Annotated in this window: 25 protein-coding genes; 11 read left to right on the plus strand and 14 right to left on the minus strand. The window is 60.1% G+C overall.

The features are described 5' to 3' along the window. Nucleotides 1-24: 24 nt before the first annotated feature. Complete coding sequence (locus A3OQ_RS0106360; RefSeq protein WP_020174533.1) at nucleotides 25-1,842, minus strand: ATP-dependent nuclease; 1,818 nt, start codon at nucleotides 1,840-1,842, stop codon at nucleotides 25-27. Between the two features lie 197 nt (nucleotides 1,843-2,039). Between A3OQ_RS0106360 and A3OQ_RS0106365 the strand changes: the two genes are divergently transcribed. The 3 genes from A3OQ_RS0106365 (at nucleotide 2,040) to A3OQ_RS21490 (ending at nucleotide 3,971) form a co-directional block, all read left to right on the plus strand. Further along, nucleotides 2,040-2,468, plus strand: a complete 429-nt coding sequence (locus A3OQ_RS0106365; protein ID WP_026595558.1) for an Hsp20 family protein — start codon at nucleotides 2,040-2,042, stop codon at nucleotides 2,466-2,468. A 117-nt stretch (nucleotides 2,469-2,585) separates the two neighbouring features. After that, complete coding sequence (locus A3OQ_RS0106370; protein WP_020174534.1) at nucleotides 2,586-2,912, plus strand: BQ00720 family protein; 327 nt, start codon at nucleotides 2,586-2,588, stop codon at nucleotides 2,910-2,912. Nucleotides 2,913-3,257: 345 nt separating this feature from the next. Further along, a complete protein-coding gene (locus A3OQ_RS21490) occupies nucleotides 3,258-3,971 on the plus strand; it encodes an EAL domain-containing protein (RefSeq protein WP_244427101.1) in 714 nt (237 codons plus the stop codon). A gap of 27 nt (nucleotides 3,972-3,998) precedes the next feature. Here the strand turns inward: A3OQ_RS21490 and A3OQ_RS0106380 are convergent, their stop codons facing one another. After that, complete coding sequence (locus A3OQ_RS0106380) at nucleotides 3,999-6,299, minus strand: transglycosylase domain-containing protein (RefSeq protein ID WP_083931511.1); 2,301 nt, start codon at nucleotides 6,297-6,299, stop codon at nucleotides 3,999-4,001. A gap of 277 nt (nucleotides 6,300-6,576) precedes the next feature. On the opposite strand from A3OQ_RS0106380, the gene dnaN reads away from it, so the two are divergent. Next, a complete protein-coding gene (gene dnaN / locus A3OQ_RS0106385; RefSeq protein ID WP_026595560.1) occupies nucleotides 6,577-7,695 on the plus strand; it encodes a DNA polymerase III subunit beta in 1,119 nt (372 codons plus the stop codon). An 82-nt stretch (nucleotides 7,696-7,777) separates the two neighbouring features. On the opposite strand, the gene A3OQ_RS0106390 is transcribed toward dnaN, so the two are convergent. From A3OQ_RS0106390 to A3OQ_RS0106400, 3 genes are all read right to left on the minus strand, one after another. Then, complete coding sequence (locus A3OQ_RS0106390; protein ID WP_152428594.1) at nucleotides 7,778-8,077, minus strand: septal ring lytic transglycosylase RlpA family protein; 300 nt, start codon at nucleotides 8,075-8,077, stop codon at nucleotides 7,778-7,780. A gap of 422 nt (nucleotides 8,078-8,499) precedes the next feature. Beyond that, the gene (locus A3OQ_RS0106395) at nucleotides 8,500-9,459 is read right to left on the minus strand and encodes an alpha-E domain-containing protein (RefSeq protein WP_020174539.1); all 960 of its coding nucleotides are present in this window, start codon (nucleotides 9,457-9,459) and stop codon (nucleotides 8,500-8,502) included. A gap of 5 nt (nucleotides 9,460-9,464) precedes the next feature. Further along, nucleotides 9,465-10,898, minus strand: a complete 1,434-nt coding sequence (locus A3OQ_RS0106400; protein WP_020174540.1) for a circularly permuted type 2 ATP-grasp protein — start codon at nucleotides 10,896-10,898, stop codon at nucleotides 9,465-9,467. Between the two features lie 277 nt (nucleotides 10,899-11,175). Between A3OQ_RS0106400 and A3OQ_RS24655 the strand changes: the two genes are divergently transcribed. The 3 genes from A3OQ_RS24655 (at nucleotide 11,176) to A3OQ_RS0106415 (ending at nucleotide 13,424) form a co-directional block, all read left to right on the plus strand. Beyond that, entirely contained in the window at nucleotides 11,176-11,340 is a 165-nt protein-coding gene (locus tag A3OQ_RS24655) for a hypothetical protein (RefSeq protein ID WP_020174541.1), read from the plus strand. An 84-nt stretch (nucleotides 11,341-11,424) separates the two neighbouring features. Beyond that, nucleotides 11,425-12,582, plus strand: coding sequence for an SGNH/GDSL hydrolase family protein (locus tag A3OQ_RS21495; protein WP_020174542.1), 1,158 nt, complete (start codon nucleotides 11,425-11,427; stop codon nucleotides 12,580-12,582). Nucleotides 12,583-12,800: 218 nt separating this feature from the next. After that, nucleotides 12,801-13,424: a L,D-transpeptidase family protein gene (locus A3OQ_RS0106415; protein WP_020174543.1), complete on the plus strand. Its 624-nt coding sequence runs from the start codon at nucleotides 12,801-12,803 to the stop codon at nucleotides 13,422-13,424. 46 nt (nucleotides 13,425-13,470) lie between these two features. Here the strand turns inward: A3OQ_RS0106415 and A3OQ_RS24660 are convergent, their stop codons facing one another. Further along, complete coding sequence (locus A3OQ_RS24660) at nucleotides 13,471-13,638, minus strand: hypothetical protein (RefSeq protein ID WP_020174544.1); 168 nt, start codon at nucleotides 13,636-13,638, stop codon at nucleotides 13,471-13,473. Between the two features lie 32 nt (nucleotides 13,639-13,670). On the opposite strand from A3OQ_RS24660, the gene A3OQ_RS23410 reads away from it, so the two are divergent. Beyond that, nucleotides 13,671-14,474 carry a L,D-transpeptidase gene (locus tag A3OQ_RS23410; protein ID WP_020174545.1) on the plus strand — a complete coding sequence of 268 codons (804 nt, stop codon included), beginning with the start codon at nucleotides 13,671-13,673 and terminating at the stop codon, nucleotides 14,472-14,474. 91 nt (nucleotides 14,475-14,565) lie between these two features. Here the strand turns inward: A3OQ_RS23410 and A3OQ_RS24665 are convergent, their stop codons facing one another. After that, nucleotides 14,566-14,763, minus strand: a complete 198-nt coding sequence (locus tag A3OQ_RS24665; protein WP_161607308.1) for a hypothetical protein — start codon at nucleotides 14,761-14,763, stop codon at nucleotides 14,566-14,568. A 155-nt stretch (nucleotides 14,764-14,918) separates the two neighbouring features. Between A3OQ_RS24665 and folP the strand changes: the two genes are divergently transcribed. Next, nucleotides 14,919-15,734, plus strand: coding sequence for a dihydropteroate synthase (gene folP, locus A3OQ_RS0106435; protein WP_026595562.1), 816 nt, complete (start codon nucleotides 14,919-14,921; stop codon nucleotides 15,732-15,734). Beyond that, on the plus strand, nucleotides 15,715-16,233 hold the full coding sequence (folK, locus tag A3OQ_RS0106440) for a 2-amino-4-hydroxy-6-hydroxymethyldihydropteridine diphosphokinase (protein WP_020174548.1): 519 nt from the start codon (nucleotides 15,715-15,717) through the stop codon (nucleotides 16,231-16,233). The genes folP and folK overlap by 20 nt, the downstream gene beginning before the upstream one ends. A 40-nt stretch (nucleotides 16,234-16,273) precedes the next feature. Here the strand turns inward: folK and A3OQ_RS0106445 are convergent, their stop codons facing one another. The 5 genes from A3OQ_RS0106445 to purE form a co-directional block, all read right to left on the minus strand. Next, nucleotides 16,274-16,549, minus strand: coding sequence for a hypothetical protein (locus A3OQ_RS0106445; RefSeq protein WP_020174549.1), 276 nt, complete (start codon nucleotides 16,547-16,549; stop codon nucleotides 16,274-16,276). A gap of 246 nt (nucleotides 16,550-16,795) precedes the next feature. Continuing rightward, on the minus strand, nucleotides 16,796-17,704 hold the full coding sequence (locus tag A3OQ_RS0106450; RefSeq protein WP_020174550.1) for a tetratricopeptide repeat protein: 909 nt from the start codon (nucleotides 17,702-17,704) through the stop codon (nucleotides 16,796-16,798). 195 nt (nucleotides 17,705-17,899) lie between these two features. Continuing rightward, entirely contained in the window at nucleotides 17,900-18,142 is a 243-nt protein-coding gene (gene rpsU, locus A3OQ_RS0106455) for a 30S ribosomal protein S21 (RefSeq protein WP_020174551.1), read from the minus strand. Between the two features lie 309 nt (nucleotides 18,143-18,451). Then, nucleotides 18,452-19,579 carry a 5-(carboxyamino)imidazole ribonucleotide synthase gene (locus tag A3OQ_RS0106460; protein WP_020174552.1) on the minus strand — a complete coding sequence of 376 codons (1,128 nt, stop codon included), beginning with the start codon at nucleotides 19,577-19,579 and terminating at the stop codon, nucleotides 18,452-18,454. Between the two features lie 5 nt (nucleotides 19,580-19,584). After that, nucleotides 19,585-20,121 carry a 5-(carboxyamino)imidazole ribonucleotide mutase gene (purE, locus tag A3OQ_RS0106465; RefSeq protein WP_020174553.1) on the minus strand — a complete coding sequence of 179 codons (537 nt, stop codon included), beginning with the start codon at nucleotides 20,119-20,121 and terminating at the stop codon, nucleotides 19,585-19,587. A 123-nt stretch (nucleotides 20,122-20,244) separates the two neighbouring features. Between purE and A3OQ_RS0106470 the strand changes: the two genes are divergently transcribed. Then, on the plus strand, nucleotides 20,245-21,054 hold the full coding sequence (locus A3OQ_RS0106470; protein ID WP_020174554.1) for an alpha/beta fold hydrolase: 810 nt from the start codon (nucleotides 20,245-20,247) through the stop codon (nucleotides 21,052-21,054). Nucleotides 21,055-21,144: 90 nt separating this feature from the next. Here A3OQ_RS0106470 and A3OQ_RS0106475 read toward each other — a convergent pair whose 3' ends face one another. After that, complete coding sequence (locus A3OQ_RS0106475; RefSeq protein ID WP_020174555.1) at nucleotides 21,145-21,750, minus strand: hypothetical protein; 606 nt, start codon at nucleotides 21,748-21,750, stop codon at nucleotides 21,145-21,147. A gap of 29 nt (nucleotides 21,751-21,779) precedes the next feature. Further along, complete coding sequence (locus tag A3OQ_RS21505) at nucleotides 21,780-22,838, minus strand: hypothetical protein (protein WP_020174556.1); 1,059 nt, start codon at nucleotides 22,836-22,838, stop codon at nucleotides 21,780-21,782. Nucleotides 22,839-22,873 lie beyond the last annotated feature (35 nt).

Here is a 22,873-nt window from a genome sequence, read left to right on the forward strand (position 1 = left end):
CGGCTCTGGGGACGGAGGTGTTGCCTACCTCGCAGGGACGAGGCCTTCTACGTAAGACGACAGCTCTTTTATGCGCTCCGGCTTGTTCTCATGGATATGCTTTAACAGAAATAACGAATCGTGCTTCTTCGTGAAAGTTAGCCGACATTCGGTAAGACGTTCGCAGACACTGTTGATGAGTTTTGCCGCGTCAACTCGGCGCTGCCAATTTGGATCAAGTATATCGTTTTTCCAATCATCAATGATGAAATCAGAACCATTCGCTGCTTCAATGATGGTAGCCGCTGCGATATCGGCAGTAATTGATAAGACGCCATCACTAAGGCGGTCATTGACGAAGGCGGCGATAGCGTCGGCGTCTATGAGATAAGACTCCAGATGACGACGTGGCAGGAAATGAACCAACCCATTCGAGTCAGTCTTCATCTTGTCCATCTGTTCGGGTGTGAGACCTTCGGCGTCAAAGCTAAACGCAACAGATACAGCTAATTGCGAAGTGGCAGCGCTCAGGCGCTGATAGATTTCATAGACGAGTGCCCGATCCCGCCGCTTCGCATTAAAATCGCCAGTGGCTATCACAGAGGTCATGATCAAACCGTGAGGAAGAGCGCCGATTGTTGCATTGTAGAGATAGGGAAAGCAGATTTCCTCCGTTTGGCCTTCAACCCATATGATTCGATCTGCCGCGAACACGTCGGCCATGGCGACGCCTAAATGTTCGGCTACCTCGCGAAACGCTGCTACATCCTTTAAGTCTATAGGTTGGATCGTTGACTCGTAACCGTCACGTTTAATCATATGCATTGAACGGCAGTTGCTGAAGGCAATCACTTCCGGTGAATGTGTCGAAATAATATATTGGTGATGCGCGTAATGAGCTTGGATGATCCTGAGCAGCGCTTTCACAGCGGCTGGGTGAAGAAAGCTGTTTATCTCATCTATAATTATAATTGCCTTTTCGATGGTCATAATCGCTGTAAGTATCGCGACCGCTTGAGCAACTCCGGTGCCACTTTCACTGAGCGGAAAACTGAGTTCAGGGTGACTCATCTCTTTTGTCGGCCATACCCGTATCTCGTTCGTATTCGAAATATTCGGAATAGGCCGCACACTCAGGTTGCCGACAGTAGGGAAAATTTGTCGGAGGTGCTCGACTAGCTTTTGAAACAAAGCGCCTCGATCTCCAGAAAGTGTATGCAGGACTGCCGGTAAGTTGGCTGCAGAAGGGTCAAGGCGTGTTGCGTGTGCGTGCGGAGCCTTCCCTATCGCGTAGCGTTCTGCATTAAAGAAAAACGTATTCCGCGCCCAGATTTCTCGAATGAGCACGGGCACGTCGTCTGCGATGTTATTCACATAGCCTAGCATATTGTAGCCTCCGCGCCCGTTGGGACCGACGGTGGCATTACTTGGAGGAACCGTGGGATCGCGTGGACCGAGGGACGAATAATTTTGCGAGGAGAACGCGTGGCCTGCGTGATGACGGAGTTCAACCGTCAAGGGAGCAGAAGTAAAGAGATTGTGGAGCTCAGTTGCCGCCGCTTGCGGATTTGATGCTCTAACAGGAATGGCGCTTTGACTGCCCTTTCGAAGAATTGCCTCCAAAAGCTCCAGACCTGTTAGGTCGATCCAGAAATCGATCTCCGGCAGGGCCAAAGAAAAATCCAAAAAGCGTTGTGGAGTCCTATGGCGGTCATCCGGTAGCTCGATCCGGAGCGCTCGGAGAAACGCACTTTTCCCTGCATTGTTTTGGCCGATGAAAAGGTTGATACCTTCTTGTAGTTCGATTTCTCCTGTATCGGCAAACGACTGGAATCCAATAACTCTTACCTTTTTTAAATGCATAGCGATCAAAGCCTAAGACTAAAATTATTTAGGACTGTATTGTCCGCGCTTGCTTCCGACAAGGCACCATCGCCTGCCTAAAAGCTGAGCATTTTCCGTTAAAACCCTCTTGAACGCCAGGGCGCCATCGCCATATCGTTAAGGACCGGGGCGCCTCTGAGAGGGCCCCACCCACGAAGTGCCTTGAGGGCTTCGCAATGTCACGAATGCCTAGCTTGAACTCGCCTTTTCTCCTCGGCTTCGACGAGATCGAACGCGCCTTGGAGAGGGTCACACGCGCCCCGACCGACGGCTATCCGCCTTATAATATCGAGCGTATTGCCAAGGCGGGCAACCAAGCCGAGACCCTGCGCATTACCCTTGCAGTCGCCGGTTTCACACGTGACCAGCTTGAGGTCACGGTGGAAGAGGGGCAGCTCGTCATCCGCGGCCGCCAGCAGGACGATAAGGAACGCCTCTATCTCCATCGCGGGATCGCGGCGCGCCAGTTCCAGCGGGTGTTCCTTCTTGCCGACGGAATGCAGGTCTTCGCTGCCGATCTGACGAATGGTCTTCTCTCCGTAGATCTGATTAGGCCGGAGCCTGAGAAGGCCGTGAAGAAGATCGACATCGTGCTGAAAGAGTAAAAAGACTTAGCGCCAAAGCTGATCCAGATCATGTGGCGGCAGAGCGGAAATTGCGAGACTGAAGGTTCGCGATAGCTGGCGGGTTCGAAAAGAACCGCGAGCGGAAAGGAAAAGACCATGTTGGACGAACAGACCCAGAAGCCAGAAACCGCGGCGCCCGAAGTGGCCGTGACAGAGGTGCCCTTGACGGAAGCCCCGGAAGCCGAAAAGCTTTTCACCGACGAGCAATTCGCGCATTTGGGCGGCGGCACGCTGGCCTATATCAAGCCCATGCTCTCGGACGAGGTGAAGCGGATCTTTCCGAATGCGCCGGCGATCGACTCGGGCATCAAGCTCTTCGCGCTGCTCGGCGCCGACGGCACGCCGCTTATCTTGAGCGATTCCCGCGACATGGCGATTGCCAATGCCCGCGAGGCCAATCTCGATCTAATGAGCCTGCAATAAGGCAAAGTCTGGAGAGTGCATCATGCGCGGACTTGTCCGCGCATCCACGCTTAAGCCTGATCCTCGTACGTGGATGGCCGGGTTACGCCCGGCCATGACTTTGTCTGATTGGCTGCGTCTGCTTGGCCCTCTGCTGAGATGGGTAAATTTATCGCGTTTTGATGCGCGTCGCTTTAGCGAATTCGGGTGCCTCCTTGGCCTTCATGCGCTGCAAGCCAGCAAAGCTTGACGCATGAGCACCGCAATTAGGGAGAGCACGCCATCGCACCCTCGAAAACGCATCTGCGCAAGACCGCGGAAAGCTGCAGCGCTTGCGAGCATATGGCGCGGATCTTCCCTTTCACCATGGCGTTTCAGCCTATCGTCGACGTGGTGGAGCACCGCATCGTCGCGCATGAAGCGCTCGTGCGCGGAACTTGCGGCGAACCGGCCGGCACCGTTCTCGCTCAGGTCAATGACGACAATCTCTATGCCTTCGATCAAGCCTGCCGCGTGAAGGCCATTGAATTGGCCGCGGAACTTCGGCTCGAGGGCGATCTCAGCATTAATTTCCTGCCCAATGCCGTCTACGATCCGGAAGCCTGTATCCGCCTCACCCTCGATGCGGCGCGGCGGACGAAATTTCCGCTCGAGCGGATCACCTTCGAGTTCACCGAGAACGAGGAGATCATCGATACGGCGCATATTCTCAACATCATCGGCGCTTACCGCGGCCATGGATTCAAGATTTCGCTGGATGATTTCGGTATCGGCTATTCGCATCTCGCAAGGCTTGTGTCTTTGAGGCCGGATAGTCTCAAGATCGATCGCGAGCTGGTGAAAGATTGCGATCAGGACAAAACGCGCCTGGCGGTTTTGGCGAGCCTCGTCTCGCTCGGGGCAGACACCGGAATCAAGATCATTGCCGAAGGCGTCGAGCGGGTTGACGAGGTCGAGGCGCTGCGCGGGATAGGCCTCCGCTTCATGCAGGGTTTCTATTTTGCCAAGCCCGTATTCGAGGGTGTGGCGCGCGATGCCGAAATCTATTGGCCGGATCTGCAAGGCGCGGCGCCGGTCTAATGCTTGAGCGCCACTCGCAAGCTGGCTTTATCCTCCGAACAAATCGCTGAAGAAATTATGCTCCGCCGGCGGCGCCTGGCGCGGCCGCGGATAGGGCGTCGTGTTGGGAATACCTTCCGGCGGCATGAGTCCGCCATGCGCGGCGTCGCGTGCGCTGGCATCTCGTCCTGCTGTATCGCGATAGACCGGCTCGCCGCGTGGCACAGGCGCAATCGGCACAGGCGCATTGCCGTAATCAATATCGCGCCGCGTTGGGGCCGGGGCCGGATTGGCGGCGGTTTCCTGCCGCATGAAATTCGGCAGCAGAGACGCGATCGGATTATCCGACGGCGCCGGGACGGCCCGCCAAATGCCGAGAGGCAGCTGATCCGGCGGTATGTTTTGATGCGCGACCTTCATGAAGCGCGACCAGATCTCGACCGGGAGACTGCCGCCCGAGGCATGTTTCGTCGGCGAATTATCGTCATTGCCGACCCAGACGCCGGTGATCATATGGCTCGTATAGCCGATGAACCAGGCGTCGCGGAAATCCTGGCTCGTGCCGGTCTTGCCGGCGGCCTGCCAGCCGGGCAGATCGGCTCTGCGCGCCGTGCCGGTGAGAAGCGTTTCCTGCATCATCGTATTCATCATCGGCACATATTGCGGATCGATGACGCGGCCATTGCTCGAGCCCTTGCGCAGATAGAGCAGTTTGCCGTTCGCGGTCGTCACCTTGGTCACGATATGCGGCTGCACGCCGATGCCGCCATTGGCGAAAGGCGCGTAAGCCGTGACGAGTTCGAGCGGCGTCACTTCCGACGTGCCGAGCGCGATCGAGGCATTGGCCTGAAGATCCGAGGTGATGCCGAGCCGGTGTGCGACCTTGGCGACCGTCTTCGCGCCGACCTCGAGTCCGAGCCGCACGGCAACCGTGTTCAGCGATTGCGACAGGGCCTTGGTCAGCGATACGGCGCCCTGATATTCGCGCGAATAATTTTCAGGCTGCCAGCCGCGCACATTGATCGGCGCATCCTCGCGCAGCGTGTCGGGCGTGAGACCCCGTTCCAGCGCGGCCAGATAGACGAAAGGCTTGAAGGCGGAACCCGGCTGCCGCTTCGCAGCGACGACGCGGTCGAATTGGCTGTCGGCGTAATTACGCCCGCCGACGAGCGCCTTGATCTCGCCGTCCGGATTGATGGCGACGAGCGCGCCTTGGCTCGCGCCAAATTTGGCGCCCTTGCGGTCGAGCTCTTCGGTCAGGGATTTTTCCGCAGCCGTTTGCAGCGTGGGATTGAGCGTGGTGGTGACGACGATATCCTCGTCGATCGCGCCAATCGTATCGTTCAGCATGTCGACGACATAATCGGCCGCGTAGTTGACCGATCCATTGCGCTGGTCGTGCACCGCGCGGGCGGGCAGGGCGAGGGCGATCTTCGCCGTGTTCTCCGTGATGTAGCCTTCCTGTGCCATCGCGGCGATGACCTGCGCGGCCCGTTCGGTCGCCAATTGCGGATTGCGGTTCGGCGCATATTTGGTCGGCGCTTTCATGAGGCCGGCGAGGATCGCTGCCTCGGGGAGCGTGACCGCGCTTGCCTCATGGCCGAAATATTTGAGCGCCGCCGCCTCGACGCCATAGGTGCCTGAGCCGAAATAGACGCGGTTCAAATAAAGTTCGAGGATCTGGTCCTTCGAATATTTATGTTCGAGATAGAGCGCGAGGATCGCTTCCTGGATCTTGCGCGAGAAAGTGCGCTCCTGCGTCAGAAACAGATTTTTGGCGAGCTGCTGCGTCAGCGTCGAGCCGCCCTGCATCCCGCCATGGCCGATGATATTGCGCGTGAGCGCGCGGAAAATGCCGACGGGGTCGACGCCATAATGCGAATAGAAGCGGCGGTCCTCGATCGCGACGAAAGCTTTCGGCAGATAGGGCGGCAGATCGGCGAGGTGGATCGCCGCGCCGCCGGTATCGCCTCTATTGGCAAGAGGCGACCCGTCCTCGCCGAGAATCGCGATATTCGGCGGCCGTTTCGGGATCGCGAGCTGATCGATCGGCGGCAATTGCGTGGCATAATAGGCGACAAGGGCGCCGCCGCCGATCAGGGCCCAGATGCCGAGCGTGAAGCACCAATAGAAAAGCCGGCCGAAAAGCGAGCGCCCCGGCTTGCGGGCGCGGCGCTTGGCGGCGCTTTTGCGGCTTGTGGCCTTGCTTTGCGCCTTGCTTGATGCCCGACTTGGCGTTTTGCCTGGGGGGCCCTCGTCCTCGGCCTCGAAATCGGGCCGCACGGGGGGTATTCGCACGGATGGCGCGAAAGTCGGTTCGCGACGGGCGTTTTCTGAGCCTTTTTTCATGGCTTTAACGCCGCCGCCTGGTCATAGGGCCTCCCCGGGTGTCGCGCCCGGCTTTTGGAAGCCTAAATCCGCCGGATTAAGGGCCGGTAAAGGGGCGCTGTGCGGCGTCATGGACGGAGATTTCCGCAAACTTGCGGAAAACCTCTGTCTTTTGCGGGGCAAGCTTGCGATTCCTTTCGCGCCGCGTCAGAGTCCCGGCCCGGTCGCCTTCGAGGCCGGAAGCGTTTTGGAGCGGGATCGCGCATCTGGCTCTATTCGATCTGACGGGTCCCGCCTTATGAAAGTCACTCTCGAACGAGCGGCGTTGCTTAAATCGCTCGGCCATGTGCATCGCGTCGTCGAGCGCCGGACGACGATTCCGATCCTTTCCAATGTCCTGTTGCGCGCCGACGGCCAGTCGCTCGGCCTCAAGGCAACCGATCTCGATCTCGAAGTGACCGAGCAATTGGCTGCCGACGTCGGCCAGAAGGGCGCGACCACGCTGCCGGCCCATATTCTTTATGACATCGTCCGCAAGCTCCCCGATGGCGCCCAGGTGACCTTGGAGGCGACCGGCGAATTGGGCCAATTGACCCTGCGCTCGGGCCGTTCGCGCTTCAGCCTGCAATCGCTGCCCGAAAGCGACTTCCCCGATCTCGCGGCTGGCGAATTCAGCCACGCCTTCAGCCTTCCCGCGGGGGAATTGAAAAAGCTCATCGAGAAGACGCAATTCGCGATCTCGAACGAAGAGACGCGCTATTACCTCAACGGTATTTTCATGCACACGGTCGATGCCGACGGCACGGCCATGCTGCGGGCCGTCGCAACCGACGGGCACAGGCTCGCGCGCGTCGAAATGCCGGCGCCGCAAGGCTCAGTCGGCATGCCGGGGGTCATCGTGCCGCGCAAGGCCGTGACCGAAATCTTGAAGCTCATCGAGGATGCGAGTCAGGATGTCGCGATCGAGATTTCGGCGACCAAGGCGCGCTTCAAATTCGGTGAGGTCGTGCTGACCTCGAAGCTCATCGACGGGACCTTCCCGGACTACATGCGGGTTATTCCGAGCGGCAACGACAAAAGGCTCGTCGTCGACCGTAAGCCCTTTGCCGACGCGGTCGATCGCGTCTCGACGATTTCCTCGGAGCGCGGCCGCGCCGTCAAACTCGCGCTGGCCGATGGCAAGCTCACTTTGTCGGTGACCAATCCGGATCAGGGATCGGCGGTCGAGGAACTCGAGGTCGATTATGATTCCGCGCCGATCGATATAGGCTTCAATGCCCGCTATCTTTTGGACATCACGGCACAGCTCGACAGCGATACGGCTCTGTTCAAACTGGCCGATGCGGGTTCGCCGACGCTGGTGCTCGATCGCGACGGCGCGGCGGCGCTTTACGTGCTGATGCCGATGCGGGTGTAATCATCCAGGCAATGAAGGGACCGATCCCGCGCGCAGCTCGCAACAGCGAGGGCAGGCGCGCCGGACCGGTCCCAATGGTCTTTCAGTTCAAGACCGTCTCGATCTTGACCGGCACCACGCCAGCGGAGCGGAAGCCCAGCACATTGGCGGCGCCGACGGATACATCGACAATCCGGCCCCGGATGAACGGCCCACGATCCGCGACGGTCAAGATCGCCGTGCGGTTGTTCCTGAGGTTCGTCACACGCAGACGCGTCCCGAAGGGCAGCGAGCGGTGCGCGCAGGTCATTTCGTGAGGCGCCCGATAGTAGGAGGCCTGCCCGGTCCAGCTCTGGGCTTCCGCCGCAGCCGACATGGATAGTAGAGCAAGCGCTCCTAGCATTACTTTTTTCAATACATCAACTCCATACTGTTATACCGCGCCCGGTTTTGGCCGAGCGTGGCGGTTCTGGAGGTTTGATGTGGAAAAAGCGAGGCTATTTCTTGTCTGCGACGTTTCGCCTAGACTTAAATAGTCTATAACTATACGACATATATTCGAACATATGTCAAATTAATTACACTTTATAATTATGTATACGTGCTGAGTTACACTTGGTAACGAAAAAGGCACCAAGCAAAACGTGGGCGTGGCCATGTATTCGGCGGCCACGCCTCAAAGCTCGGCGATCAGACGAGGGTGTTTCGCGCCTCTGGGGCTATGCTTGACAAGGAGGTTGTATAATACCGGCCATGCGGGCGGCATGGCTGCTCGGATCAAGTCCACCGACGCTACCGGGAAAAAGTCGGACCGGCCGATATCGGTCAGACGAGCAGATATTGCTCGCTGATGGTCTGGCCCAAAAGACTATTGTCTTCGACAAAACCCGTGATGAACTCGTGCAGGCCTATCTTGAAAATATCCTTGATCGTCGCCTGCTCGAGCCGCGCCATGATCTGATGCGCGAATTGCTGGGCCCGGCCTGGCTCCGTTTCGCCTTTACCGATCTCGTCGAGAAAGCGCGCGATATTGTCGTAGCAGGCGATCAGCGAGCGCGGCATCTCCATCCGGCGGATCAGAAGATCGGCGATGAGCCAGGGTTTGATGCTTTCGCGATAGACCCAATGATAGGCGGTCAGCGCCGAGACGGCACGCAGGATCGCGGTCCACTGGAAATAGTCGAGCGAACCGCCGATCGTTTCCGTCTCCGGCAGAAGCACGTGATATTTCACGTCGAGGATACGGGCCGTATTGTCGGCGCGTTCGATATAGAGGCCGAGGCGCGAGAACCAATAGGCTTCGTTGCGCAACATGGTGCGATGGGTCGCGCCATCGTAATCGAGCGAGATCCGTTTGACGAATTCGAGGAAGCGCGAGAGATCCTCGCGATCGTAGCGGCCGGAGGCGAGATTGCCCTTTTCGAACCGTTTCAGCTCGATCCAGGCGCCGTTGATCGATTCCCAGACTTCCACCGTCAAGGCGGTGCGAACGCCTCGCGCATTGGCCCGCGCGGATTCGATGCAATTGCGGATCGACGACGGATTATCGGCAGCGAAGGTCAGATATTCGACGACGTTGGCTTCTTCCATCGCCGCTTTCGTTTCGTGAAAGCCTTCGGCGGCGCCTGAGGCTTCAAGCGCGCTCTCCCATTCCGTGCCCGTATCGGAATAGTTGTTTGGCAGAGCCGCCAGCCGCTGCGTCGCCTCGACGATACGAGCGACGAAATCGGCGCGTTCCATATAGCGGGCGAGCCAGAAGAGATTATCCGCCGTGCGCGAAAGCATTGTCTTTATCCCGCAGGCTCTTCGAGGATCCCGCCAGCCGCAGGCTCTTCGACGATCCACGTGTCCTTGGTGCCGCCGCCCTGGCTCGAATTGACGACGAGCGAGCCTTCCTGCATGGCGACGCGCGTCAAGCCGCCGGGCATGACGCGAATGCCGTCGGCGCCCGAGAGCACGAAAGGCCGCAGATCGACGTGGCGCGGCGCGACGCCTTTGTCGAAAACAGCGGGGCAGGTGGAGAGCGCCAAGGTTGGCTGCGCGATGAAATTTTCGGGATTGTCACGAAGCTTCGCCGCGAATTCGTCGATCTGTGCTTTGGCGGCGTGCGGGCCCACCAGCATGCCATAGCCGCCCGATCCATTGACCTCCTTGACGACGAGTTCGGGCAGATGATCGAGCACATAGGACAGCGCGTCGGCCTCGCGGCAGCGCCAGGTCGGCACATTGTCGAGCAGCGCCGTCTCGCCGAGATAAAAACGGATGATGTCGGGCATATAGGTATAGACCGCCTTGTCGTCGGCGACGCCGGTTCCGACGGCGTTTGCGAGCGTGACATTGCCGGCGAGATAGGCGCGCATCAGGCCCGGAACGCCAAGCGCGGAATCCGCCCGGAAGGCCTCGGGATCGAGAAAATCATCGTCGATGCGCCGGTAGATCACGTCGACGCGCTGCGGCCCGCGCGTCGTGCGCATATAGACCTTATCGTCCTGGACGAGGAGATCGCGGCCCTCGACCAATTCGACGCCGAGCTTATCGGCCAGGAATGAATGTTCGTAATAGGCCGAATTATATTGACCGGGCGTCAGAAGCGCGATGACGGGCTCGGAGCCGACGGCCGGCGGCGCGACCGAGCGCAGCGACGCGAGCAAAGCATCCGGATAATTCTCAACCGGCGCGACCTGGTGCTCGGCGAAAAGATCCGGGATCAGCCGCATCATGACTTCGCGGTTCTCCAGCATATAGGAGACGCCGGATGGCGTGCGGACATTATCTTCGAGCACGTAAAACGCGTCCTCGCCGGTCCGCACCAGGTCGATACCTGCGATATGGACGTAAATATTATGCGGCACCTTTGCGCCGACCATCTCGCGCCGGAAATGCGGATTGGTGAGAATGATGTCGGCCGGCACTTTGCCGCTCTTGATGATCTCCTGCGGGCCGTAAATATCCGCCAGAAAGAGATTGATGGCTTTGACCCTTTGCACGAGGCCGGCTTCGAGCCTTTTCCATTCGCGGCGGCTGATCAGACGCGGGATGATGTCGAAAGGGATCAACCGTTCGGCCGCGTCCTTGTCGCCATAGACGGCGAAGGTGATGCCGATCCGGCGGAACATCAGTTCGGCATGGGCACGGCGCGCGCTCAGGAGACCGGGCGGAGCGCCGGCAAGCCAATGGGCGATCCTTCGATACAGAAGACGCGAGGCGCCGTCCGGCAAGGTCATCTCGTCGAAACAAGGCCCTGCTTTCAAAATCCGTCTCCTATACGCGTTGCGGCAAGCTTGAGCGCAATAGTGGCTCGCCTCTGCCGCAAGGATAACAGAGGCGGCCGGTGCTGTCTGCCGGTGCCACGGTCTCTAGGGAGCAGTACGTACGTAGGACGCAAGCCCGGCTCAAGCGTCGGGTTCTTCACTGGACGGGCGACAGGCGGCATAGGCCGAATCGAATCGGCGGCCTGGGCCGGAATTGGTCGTCAATCTTCAAACCGACGGGTGAGCACGCATGAGTCTTGCTCCGAGTTTCAAATTTCTAGCGCTGACTGACTCCAGCAGCGCGGAATGCCCAGAAGTTCTCTCAATCGGCCAGATCGTGCGCATGCTCGGCGTCATGACCATCCTTGGCTTGGCCATAGGCCTCTTGAGCCTGCCGTCCTTGCTCGGCACCTAGAGTTTTTCGGCAAATGCCTCTAGAATGGGGGGTATGGACCGGAGCCTCGGATCTTCGCCTCTGCCTAGATCTCTGGGCAAGCTTTTGTTGATTGCCCTGCTGATCTTCACGACCGGCGGCCCGACGGCTAATGCCCAATTCGCGGGCCCTTCCACTTGGTTCGACCAATGGTTTACGCCGTCGCAGCCGCGCCGCCCCGCCGCGCCTCCGGGCTATTACTATTACCGGCGCGCGGCGCCGCCAAAGCGCCATGTGGCGCAACCAAGACCTGCCGTCCAGGTCGCAACCCCAGACAGGCCCGCCGTGGCGCCGAGCTATTTCGTGACGGTGCTGGGCGATGCTCTCGGCGACCTGCTCGGGCAGGGGCTTGTCGAAGCTTTCGCCGATCGTCCAGAGGTTTCGGTTACGCGTAAAACGCGCGACAGCTCGGGCCTCGTCCGTGACGATTTCTACGATTGGCCGAAGACAGTGCACGATCTTCTCGCGGGCAACGAGAAAATCAACATGGCGGTCATTCTGATCGGCAGCAACGACCATCAGCCCATGCGCGTCGGCAATGTCACTTATGAGCCGGGCTCGCCCAAGTGGATCGAGACCTATACGGCGCGCATCGCCGATATCTCGCAGGCCTTCCAGGAAAAGAACATTCCGCTGATCTGGGTCGGACTGCCCATCGTGAAAAGCGAACGCCTGTCGGCGGAATTCCTGACCTACAATGATTTTTATCGCGCCCAGGCCGAGAAGGCGGGCGCGGCCTATGTGGATATTTGGGAAGCTTTCGAGAATGACCACAGCCAATATGATGCGTTCGGGCCGGACGTAAACGGCCAGACGGTGCGGATAAGGACGGCGGACGGCGTGAATTTCACCAAGGCCGGCGCCCGCAAACTGGCGCATTTCGTCGAAAGCGATATTCGCCGCGCCCTCGATGCAACCGAACCAAAGGTCGATCCGGCCGTCGTGACGGTCCCGGCGGAACCGTCTCCTGACGCCCCGGCAGGGGCGGCAGCGCAGCCCGTGGCGGCGGTACCGGCTCCCAAGCCCGTGGCCGGTCCAGTGCTGCCTTTGACCGGGCCCACTTCGGCGCCGGGCGGCCAATTGGTGACGCGGGTAAAAAACAAGGCGGATGCTGATCGAACTCTGATCGACCATGCGCTGGTCGACGCAAAGCCGCCGGCCCCCAAGCCCGGTCGCGCCGATAATTTCGCATGGCCGCGGCCCGAAACGAGCCCCAGTCCTTAGCGTTTAAAATGTGCTGAAGGGTGAGAAAGTGCGAGCCGTGATTTCGCCGGCTGCACGCGGTTAACGCGTTAACCCAAACAAAGTTCCGCGTTGAAACTTCCTTCACCCTAGGTTTTTGATTTTTTCGAACACTCTCTCTTCACATGGAACAAAACGCACAGCTTGCGTGTTTTAGTCTCAGTACATGGGGGCTATCGAAACTTTCGTGTTCAGGGGGAATGATCATGTTCAAGTTCAATGTGAATGCTTTTGCTGCCGCCGCTTGCTTCGGCCTTATCGCCACCACGGGCGCGCATGCTTTCGAATTTCTGGGGTTGAATATTCTGCCGGACCTGGGGCAGAGCCAACCGATCCAGCAGGCCAATCTTCCGAGCGATCCCAGCCGGGACGTGCAGCCGACTCGCACCGTTGTCAACGATCCGACGGGTGAGAAGTCGGGCTCGATCACGATCGATACCAAAAACCGCTATCTCTATTTGTCGCTCGGCGAGGGCAAGGCGATGCGCTATGGGATCGGTGTCGGCCGCGAAGGCTTTGCCTGGTCGGGCCGCGCCCACGTCGCCCGCCGCGCTGAATGGCCGGCCTGGACGCCGCCGGCTGAGATGCTGAAGCGCCGCCCCGATCTCCCCGAGCATATGGAAGGCGGAATCGCCAATCCGCTCGGCGCCCGCGCCATGTATCTCTTCAACGAGAAGGGCGACACGATGTATCGCATCCACGGCACCAATGAGCCCGACTCGATCGGTCAGGCCGTCTCGTCCGGCTGCATCCGCCTTCTTAACGCGGATGTGATCGACCTCTACGATCGCGTAAAGGTCGGCGCTCCGGTCAATGTGATCTAAAGAGGTCTCATGCGGAGGACTCTTCGCAGATCTGGAGCAATTGAAATTACGAGCGCCGTCGGATATGTGTCCGGCGGCGCTTCGCTTTTTCGCCTTTTTTATCGGCTGGATTGGCAAAAGCGGGATGCGAAAAAGTGGATACCAGTTTTTCGCTAAAATCCCGCTTTAAACTATTGGAATCCGTCACGATGATTTTGGGTTCATCCAAAATCATCGGGATCTGCCTCTAAGAGCGGGTTTAAGATCATGCGCGCATATTTGAAGACTGCCTGTTTCCTCGCTGTTGGAATTCTGGCGGGCGCCGGGCCCGCTGCGGCGCAATGGTCCAATTATTCGGGCTATCAATATGCGCCGCCGCCCTATCCGGGCCATCCCGCCTATCCAGCCTATCCCGCACCGCCGTCGCCCTATGACGGCTCGGGCTATTACGGCGAAGGATACGAAGCCTATCCGGCGGGACCGCCGCGCACGCGGCAAAATGCGCGGCGCGTGCCGGACAATTACGATCAAGGCTATGACGCAACGCCCTATCGCGAGCCGAGCAATGCCAATTTAGAGCCTGCCAGCCCGGGCACGTCGGAAGCCAATATCGATACGTCGCGGAGGACGGCGCAAATGGTTCCGAACCCGACGCACGAGCCGGCCGGGACGATCGTCATCGATACGCATAGCCGGCATCTCTATCTGGTGCAGGCCGACGGCCACGCGATGCAATATGGCATAGGCGTCGGCCGTCAGGGTTTCGAATGGAAGGGCGAGGCGCAGGTCCACAACAAGCAGGAATGGCCGGACTGGTATCCGCCGAAGGACATGCTGAGGCGGCGTCCCGATCTGCCCGAAAAAATGCAGGGTGGCATCGACAATCCGCTCGGCGCGCGGGCGCTTTATCTCTATCAGGGCAATAAGGATACGCTGTTCCGCATCCATGGCACCAATGAGCCGGACACGATCGGCAAGGCGGTCTCGTCCGGCTGCATCAGGATGATGAACGCCGACGTGATCGATCTTTATAAGCGCGTGCCTGTCGGAACGCGCGTGGTTGTTCTTTAGGATCGCACCTGGATTATCGGTAAAAACTCCCTCGTCCTTCGAGACGCGAGCTGCGCTCGCTCCTCAGGATGAGGGATCGGCTGGTTGGTCTCTAAAACTGAGAGATGGTTCCCGGCGCGCGCTTGACGCGCCCGGTTTCGGCTTGTTCCATACGGATAAGGCCCATCAAAATGGGCCGGCAAGCCAAGCCGGGGGGACTGACATGGGACTGATCGAAGTGATAATGACGGTGTGCAGCCTTGCGCACCCTGGAGGCTGTCAGGAAAAACATCTCCAATTCGTCGATCAAGGCGCCTCCTTGACCCAATGCGAGATGGAGGCGCCTGTCTATATGGCGGCTTGGTCGAACGAACATCCGGGACAGCAGATTATAAAATGGCGCTGCGCTTATCCGAACCAGGAAGACAAGCCGATTTGAACGGACAAACCGCGATACAAGAGACGATGTTTGAAAAGCGCGACCGCTTTCTATCGCTTCTCGGCCAGCGGTCGATCATCATGGGCATCGTCAATGTGACGCCGGATTCTTTTTCCGACGGCGGCCGTTTCAACAGTTTGGAGAACGCCAAGGCGCAAGCCCAAAAGCTTGTCGCGGAGGGTGCCGATATCGTCGACGTCGGCGCCGAGTCGACACGGCCCGGCCATACGCCGGTGCCCGAAGACGAAGAGCTCAGGCGGCTCGAACCCCTGCTTGAAGGTTTGGTGCAAGCCGTCGAGGCGCCGGTATCGATCGATACGTCGAAGGCGGCGATCGCGCGTTACGCCATTTCGCGCGGCGTCTGCGTCGTCAATGATGTCTGGGGGCTGCAGCGCGATCCCGCCATGGCCGATGTCATCGCCGTAGGCGGTGCCGCCGTCGTCATCATGCACAACCGGGCGGATGTCGATGAAAAGCGCGACATTGTCGACGACATGCGCCGCTTCTTCGATCATTCGCTGGGGCTCGCCGAGAAGGCCGGCATCCCGCGCCATCATATCATGCTCGATCCGGGCGTCGGTTTCGGCAAGACCAAGCTGCAGAATCTCGAAGCGATCGCCGGCATGACGAAGCTGCAGGACTATGGACTGCCGTTTCTCGTCGGTCTGTCGCGCAAGTCGCTTTTGGGATCGCTGCTCGGCGATGATCCGGCGATCAAACTCATCGGCACTTTGGCCGCCAATCTCACCGCCGCGGCGCATGGCGCGTCGATCTTCCGCGTGCATGATGCGGCCGAACATGTCACGGCCTTTAAAGTTTTCGATGCCATCGAGCGGGCCTGATCCGGCCGGCGCCGCTCCCGTCGAGATCGGGTTGGGTCTTGGCTCGAACATCGGCGACAAGCCCGCCAATATAAGGCGCGCGCTCGATTTGCTTGAAGCGCGCAAGACCGTCGAAATTGTAGCGATCTCGTCGATCTATCGCACCGCGCCTTGGGGCTATCTCGACCAGGATGCTTTCGCCAATGCCTGCGCGCTGGCGCGGACCAGGCTTTCTCCCGCCGCGCTTTTGGCGGAAGCAAAAGCAATCGAAGCGGAAATGGGCCGCGAAAAAACCATCCGCTGGGGACCGCGCCTGATCGATATCGATATTTTATTTTACGGCGATCTGCCGCTGGCCGAGCCCGATCTCATTCTGCCGCACAAGGAGCTTTTCAATCGGGCCTTTGTGCTCGTGCCTCTGGCTGAAATCGCGCCGGAGCTTCGGGTGGGCGGCCGCTTGGTCAGGGAAGCCGCTGCCGAACTGAATGACGGCAGCGTGCGGAAATGGGAGCCGGAATAAAGCGTTTTCGAGCGAAATGGATACCGGTTTGGTGACAGGATCAACGCGCGGGGACGTCATAGATCTGGATCATCCGGACGGTCTTGGCGCTCGGCGTTTCGGCCTTGATCGGCAGGATCGACGCGGGCTCGGCGGCGGTTGTCTGCCGCGCGTCGGCATGTGCCGTCATCGGGAAGAGCTGAAGCAGCAGCAGGCCGAAACCAATGGTCGCCAGGATCAGCATGAGGCACAATCTCTGCCGGCGAAACGCGCGGGCAAACAGCGGGTTCTGCGACCGGGGCTGGGTGCGGCTCGGATACATGGCTTCGATGGACATGGTGGTCTCCCCTTCTCGATGAAGCCACATTGGCTGAGAGGGACGAGACCGGCTGTGCTGTGGCGCACGTGATGGTTAAGCTTTGGTGAATGGGGAGCTAGCCAACCCAACCCTCTCCCTGCGGGAGAGGGTGGTCAGCGGAGCTGACCGGGTGAGGGGGTGCTGTCTTAGTATTGAGGGAAAGTAACCCCTCATCCGCCCTGCTTCGCAGGGCACCTTCTCCCACAGGGAGAAGGAAGCAACGGCCTACGCGTGTCCGACGCGGGCGACGCCTTCCTTGGCGACCTGATTGTTCGGATTGATGATCAAGGCGCGCTGATAGGATTCGATCGCCTTGGCCGTATTGCCGCTATGCTCATAGGCGAGGCCCAATCCGGCCCAGGCGTCGGCATTCTTATTGTCGACATTGAGCGCCGCGTTGAAATCCTCGATCGCTTTGTCGTTCTTGCCGGTGGCAAGCAGGCTTTGGCCGCGAGCCTCATAAGGTGCGCTGGCGAAGGGGTCGCGATCGATCGCATTGTCGAAATCGGTGATGGCCATCGCATGATTGCCCTCCCGCTGGAAGATCAGACCGCGGGCGTGAAAGGCCTGGGCGCTTTCCGGATTGAGGCGGATCGCCTGATCGAGGTCATTGCGGGCCTCGGCAAGATTGCCTTGCGCGCGCAGGAGATTGGCGCGGCCGAGATAGGCCGGGGCATGCTGGGGATTGGCCGAAATCGCCCGGTTGAAATCGGCGAGCGCGGCATCGTCATGATGCGTCTGCCGATAGGCGAGCGCGCGGTTGGTCAGGGCCGGCGCATTATTCGGGTCGAGCTTGATCGCCTGGGTGAAATCGGCGATGGCCTCTTGATAGCGGCCAAGTTTGGCGTAAGCGGTGCCGCGCGTGTTCAGAGCCTCGACGCTGGTCGGATTGCGCTGCACGACATCGGTCAACGACTTCAGATTGGTTGTTTGCTCTTCCGGGGTGAGATTGGTTTCGACTTCCGCCACGCCCGGGCCGTGAATGCCGGTAATCGAGCTGGTGCTTTCGCAGCCGGCGAGACCGAGCGCGCTGACGAGCACAGCCACGAAGACGGCTGGGGAAAGCCGCCCTGAAAGAGCGCGCAGGTTTGGAGTGGCCGTTTTCGCCATATGGATCGCCGAGGATGTATTCATGCTCGTGTCCCCGCCTTATCGTCAGGCGTGGGAATCTTTAAAATCCACGCTAGCCCGCTCTTTAGGCCGCTTCAATCGGGCAAGATTGGGACGCCAGCGCCCCAATCGATCGCCAAGGTAAAGGAAACTCATCCTGCCGATTTTAATGAAACTGCTCAGGAGGCCCAAGGCAATCCGATGGGCGCAAGCAGCTCGTTAGCGCGCGCCGCCCATCATGGGCTTGGGCTTCATCGGCAGGAGGCCTTCGCGCTGCATTTTCTTGCGGGCGAGCTTGCGGGCCCGGCGGACAGCCTCGGCCTTTTCACGAGCGCGCTTTTCGGAAGGCTTTTCGTAATGACCACGCAATTTCATTTCGCGGAAAATACCCTCGCGCTGCATCTTCTTTTTGAGCGCCTTCAGGGCCTGGTCGACATTATTGTCGCGAACGAGAACTTGCACGCATCAGTCCTTATCTGTGGTCTCACCGCAACTGCGGCATCCGACGTGAATGGGGAAATAAAAAAGCGGGCGCTGAACGAGCACCTGCACGTGGGTGGTTAACTAGCAAAGAAAGGCCGGTTTGTCCAGGGTCGTTCAGAGTGGAAACTGGCTTGGAATGGGACATTTTCCGCTATTTTTGCGGGTTTATTTCGTCTAGATCATCCTGCTTTTAGGTTGAATCACCTAAAAGTAGACAAGATGATCTAGATTCAAAAATGTAGAGCATGCTTTGCGCGAAAAACCGCTTACACTTTTTCGCAGCATGCTCTAGCCGCCCTTCGGCTTTTCCGTCTCGGCTGCGGCGATCAGTCTGGTGACATGGCCCATCTTGCGGCCCGGCCGCGCTTCGGCCTTTCCGTAGAGGTGCAGATGGGCGTCGGGGTCGCGCAGGATATCGCGCCAGGCGTTGACCTCATCGCCGATCAGATTGCGCATCTCGACCATGGCCCCGCGGCGCTTTGTGGACCCGAGCGGCCAGCCGCAGATCGCCCTGACATGCTGCTCGAACTGCGAGGTCGCCGCGCCGTCTTGCGTCCAATGCCCGGAATTATGCACGCGCGGCGCCAGCTCGTTCACGATGATCGACTGGCGTAACACGCCGGTGCGATCCGGTGCCTCGGTGACGAACATCTCGACGCCGATCACGCCCTCATAATCCAGCGCTTCGGCAATGTGCCGGGCGATGCCGACGGCTGTTTGCGCCGCCTCCGGCGTCACTTGCGCCGGCGCGCGGGTGACACTCAGAATATGATGATCATGCTGGTTCTCGCAGACGTCGTAAGCCGTAAAAGCGCCGTCCAATCCCCGCGCTGCGACGACCGAGACCTCTTTGACGAAAGGCACGACGCCCTCGAGGATCGCTTCGACGCCACCAAGCGAGCGGAAGCTGACAGCGAGATCCGAGCCCTCGCGCACGATCGTCTGGCCTTTGCCGTCATAGCCGAAACGCCGCGTCTTCAGGATCGAGGGGCGGCCGAGCTGCCCCACGGCGCGGGCGAGCGCGCCCGCATCGTCGACCTGCGCGAAAGGCGCGGTCGCTATGCCGAGGCTGCTCAAAAACTGCTTCTCGATCAGCCGGTCCTGGCTCGTCGCCAAAGCCCGCGGGTTCGGCCGCACCGGGCGGATCGCCGCCAGCACTTCCGCCGTGCGGGCCGGGACGTTTTCGAACTCGTAGGTGACGACATCGACGCTTCCGGCAAAAGCCGCTAGCGCTGCCTCGTCCTCATAGGCGGCGACTGTTCGAGCGGCCGCAACATCGAAAGCGGGACTATCGGGGTCGGGGGAATAAATATGGGTTTTGAGGCCGAGCTGCGCCGCGGCGATCGCCAGCATGCGCCCGAGCTGACCGCCGCCCAGGATGCCGATCGTCGCGCCGGGAGCAATTTCCTGCGCCATGTGGGTCAGCTTGGGTCCGACGGCAGCTCGGAAACGGCGGCGGTTTGCGCGGCGCGCCATTGGGCAAGGCGCGCGGCGAGCGCCGGATCGGACAAAGCGAGCACGGCCGCGGCGAGGAGCGCCGCATTGATGGCGCCGGCCTTGCCGATCGCCAAAGTCCCAACCGGTACCCCGCCCGGCATTTGGACGATCGATAAAAGCGCATCCTGGCCGGAAAAGCCGTTCGTTTCGATCGGCACGCCGAAGACGGGCAGGGCGGTCAGGGAGGCCGTCATGCCGGGCAGATGCGCGGCGCCGCCAGCGCCAGCGATGATGATCTTGAAACCCGCCGCGGCGGCGCCTTTGGCGAAGGCGTAGAGCCGCTCCGGGGTGCGATGCGCGGAGATGATCTTCGCCTCATGGCCGACCGCCAGCGCGTCCAGAATATCGGCGGCATGTTTCATGATCGCCCAATCGGACTGGCTGCCCATGATGAGGGCGATCGGCTTTTCGGCGGAAGACAAGGGCTGGCCGTGGGGGTTCGATTCGGAAGGCAGCGGCATAAACGAAGCGCCCTAGCCGCGCAAGCGATGAAACCGCGGGAACCCCGTTTCAGGTTGGCCGAAATACTTTCATCCTGTAAAGAAGTTAAAAAAGGCCGGTATTACGGCGTTTCGGGGGATGGCATGGCTACGCGTCGCTTTCTGCTGCAACTTGCCGCGATCGGGCCCATGCTTGCCACGGCGCTCTCGCCTCGACGCGCCGCCGCGCAGGCAACGCCGCGCCGGACTTATGTTCTCGTGCATGGCACTTGGCATGGCGGCTGGTGCTGGCGGAAAGTGGCCGACCGGCTTCGCGATCAAGGCCATCGCGTCTTCGCGCCGACATTGACGGGGCTCGGGGAGCGCCACCACCTCATCAATTACCCCGACATTTCCCTCGATCTTTTCGTCCAGGACATCGTCAATGTCATCGAGGCCGAAGAACTCAAGGATGTCTATCTCGTCGGCCACAGTTTCGCCGGGCCGATCGTGATCGGCGTCGCCGACCGCGTGCCCGACCGTCTGAAGCGCGTCGTTTTCCTTGACGCGGCGATCTTGCAGGACGGCCAGACATTTCTCGATACGATCGCGCCGGAAGCGCGCGAGGCGCGTCTAAAGACAGTGCAGGACGTGAATGGCGTCAAAATCCTGCCGCCGCCCAAGGCCAGCGCCTTCGGCGTCACCGACCCGGACGACACCGCCTGGGTCGAACGCAGGCTGGTGCCGCATCCGCTCGCGAGCTACACGACGCCGTTGAAGCTCGCGCATGCGCCGGGCAATAATCTGCCCGTGACCTATATCCGCTGCGTCAAGCCGATCTATCACGGCATGGACCCGGGCGGCGCCTATGCCAAGGCGCAGGCGGGCTGGCAATATCTCGAAATCGAATCTGGCCATGACGCGATGGTGATCGAGCCGGAGAAGCTGACGCAGATGCTGGTCGCGGTGGGTTGATCGAGGCGAAGTCGGCGGGGCATGCGACGGGTCAAGTCTCAACACGTCAGGCGCACATGCGTGGCCTGTGGCTAATATTGCGCCCGTGATTCATTTGGCCTTCTCAGCGTTCGCAAGCGGCGGTTGCGTTACTGGGGGCATCGCCGGATGTGCTTGCCGCACGGTGGTAATGGGTGCCTTGACTGTCGGCGCCACATTAGCCGCGGTCGGCGGTGGAGCCGATGGCACCGGCGCGGACGGGCCAGATGGAACCAGATTGACGCCGAGTTCGAAGAGCCGCCATTGACCGTTCACTGGCTCGAAAGCCAGATGGAATTCCACCTGCGTCGGTGCCGATGGAAAGAACCCGGCAAAGCGCATGTGCCCCATGTCATCCGTCTCCGGCAGAACCGTGAGCTGCGGATCGAGCACCAAGGTGCCGGAGAGATCGAGATGGCTGCTGCGCTCTGAGGCAAAGATCTCACCCAGTTTCGCGGCGCTATTGGCCGCTGCGAAACCGGGCGACGAGAGATCGCGCAGCACGGTGTAATTACCGGTCTTGTTGGCCTGATCGAGCGCCGTCAGCGAGGATCGCAAAAGTATCAAAACACCATTGCGATCGATCTGTGCTGGCTTCAAAGCCTGCTTAGACGGCTCCGCGAGCGCGTTTCCTCCTAAGCTTGCAAGCAGGCCGGCAAACATGAGGCGCCGGACCATCACGCGGCTATGTTCAACACGCCTCAAAACTACCACGCTAATGTCAGTCCGGCACGGCCGCCGACACCGCCGCGCGCGGTGCCGATACCCATGCCGCCCGAGGCCACGAGATAGTCGTTGATACGGACCTGGCCGATAGCACCGAAGCCGTTTTCACCCCGGAAGGTGCCATAATTGGCGGAGACGGCGTAGGTCTTATTATCCGGCAGGGCCGCGCCCGACATGGCCATGGCGATCGCGGTGCCTTCATAGGCGCGGCGTACGGACCCTTGCAGGGCGGCCACATTGGCTTGCAAGGACGAAATACTATTGCTCAGACCCGCGATGTCAGCTGGCCCAAAGCTGGAGGCCGCGAGATTGCCGTTGGCGTCTGTCGTCACATATTTCGTTGGGCCGCTTTGCGCTGCGAGGCTCGCGGCTGAGGCGATGCCGGCGAGAGTATAGGTGTTCGTTGCGCTACCAATCGCGACTTGGTTGGTGCGCGTTGTCGCGACGCTCTGGCCGATCGCCACCGTATTATCTTGCGCGGCGGAGGCTGAAGCGCCGATCGCGACCGATCCAGCACCACCGGCCGAGCTGCCAGCGCCGTATGCCGTGCTTGCTATTCCGCTAGCCGAGCTCGAATTGCCTGTTGCCGTGCTGCTGATGCCGCTGGCCGAGCTGGAATAGCCGGTGGCCGTGCTGGAGTTGCCGTTGGCAATACTGGCCGCGCCAGTCGCTGTGCTAAAATCGCCGCTGGCCGTGCTAGATACACCAGTGGCCGTGCTGCTGAAGCCGCTGGCCTGGCTGTTTGTTCCGCTGGCTGTACTGTCTGTCCCGCTGGCTTTGCTAGCCGCGCCGGTGGCTGTGCCGGCCAAGCCCGTCGCCGCGCTAAAGGAGCCGATGGCTGTAGTATCCGCTCCGCTGGCATTGCTATTGGCGCCGCAAGCGAAAGCATTCACGCCAGTCGCCGCAGCGCCCTGAGGGTCGCCGGTCGTCGCTTGTCCGCAGACGAATTGCGCCCGCGCAGGCGAAGACAAATGCGGCAGGGCTAGGACGGACAGAGCCAGAGCGGCCGAGCCTAAAATCAGGTGGTTCGTCACCTTCATATCGAAACCTCGTATAATCAAACAAAATCGCCGGA

Origin of the sequence: Methyloferula stellata AR4 (genome assembly GCF_000385335.1) — a bacterium.
Classification (GTDB): Bacteria; Pseudomonadota; Alphaproteobacteria; order Rhizobiales; family Beijerinckiaceae; genus Methyloferula; species Methyloferula stellata.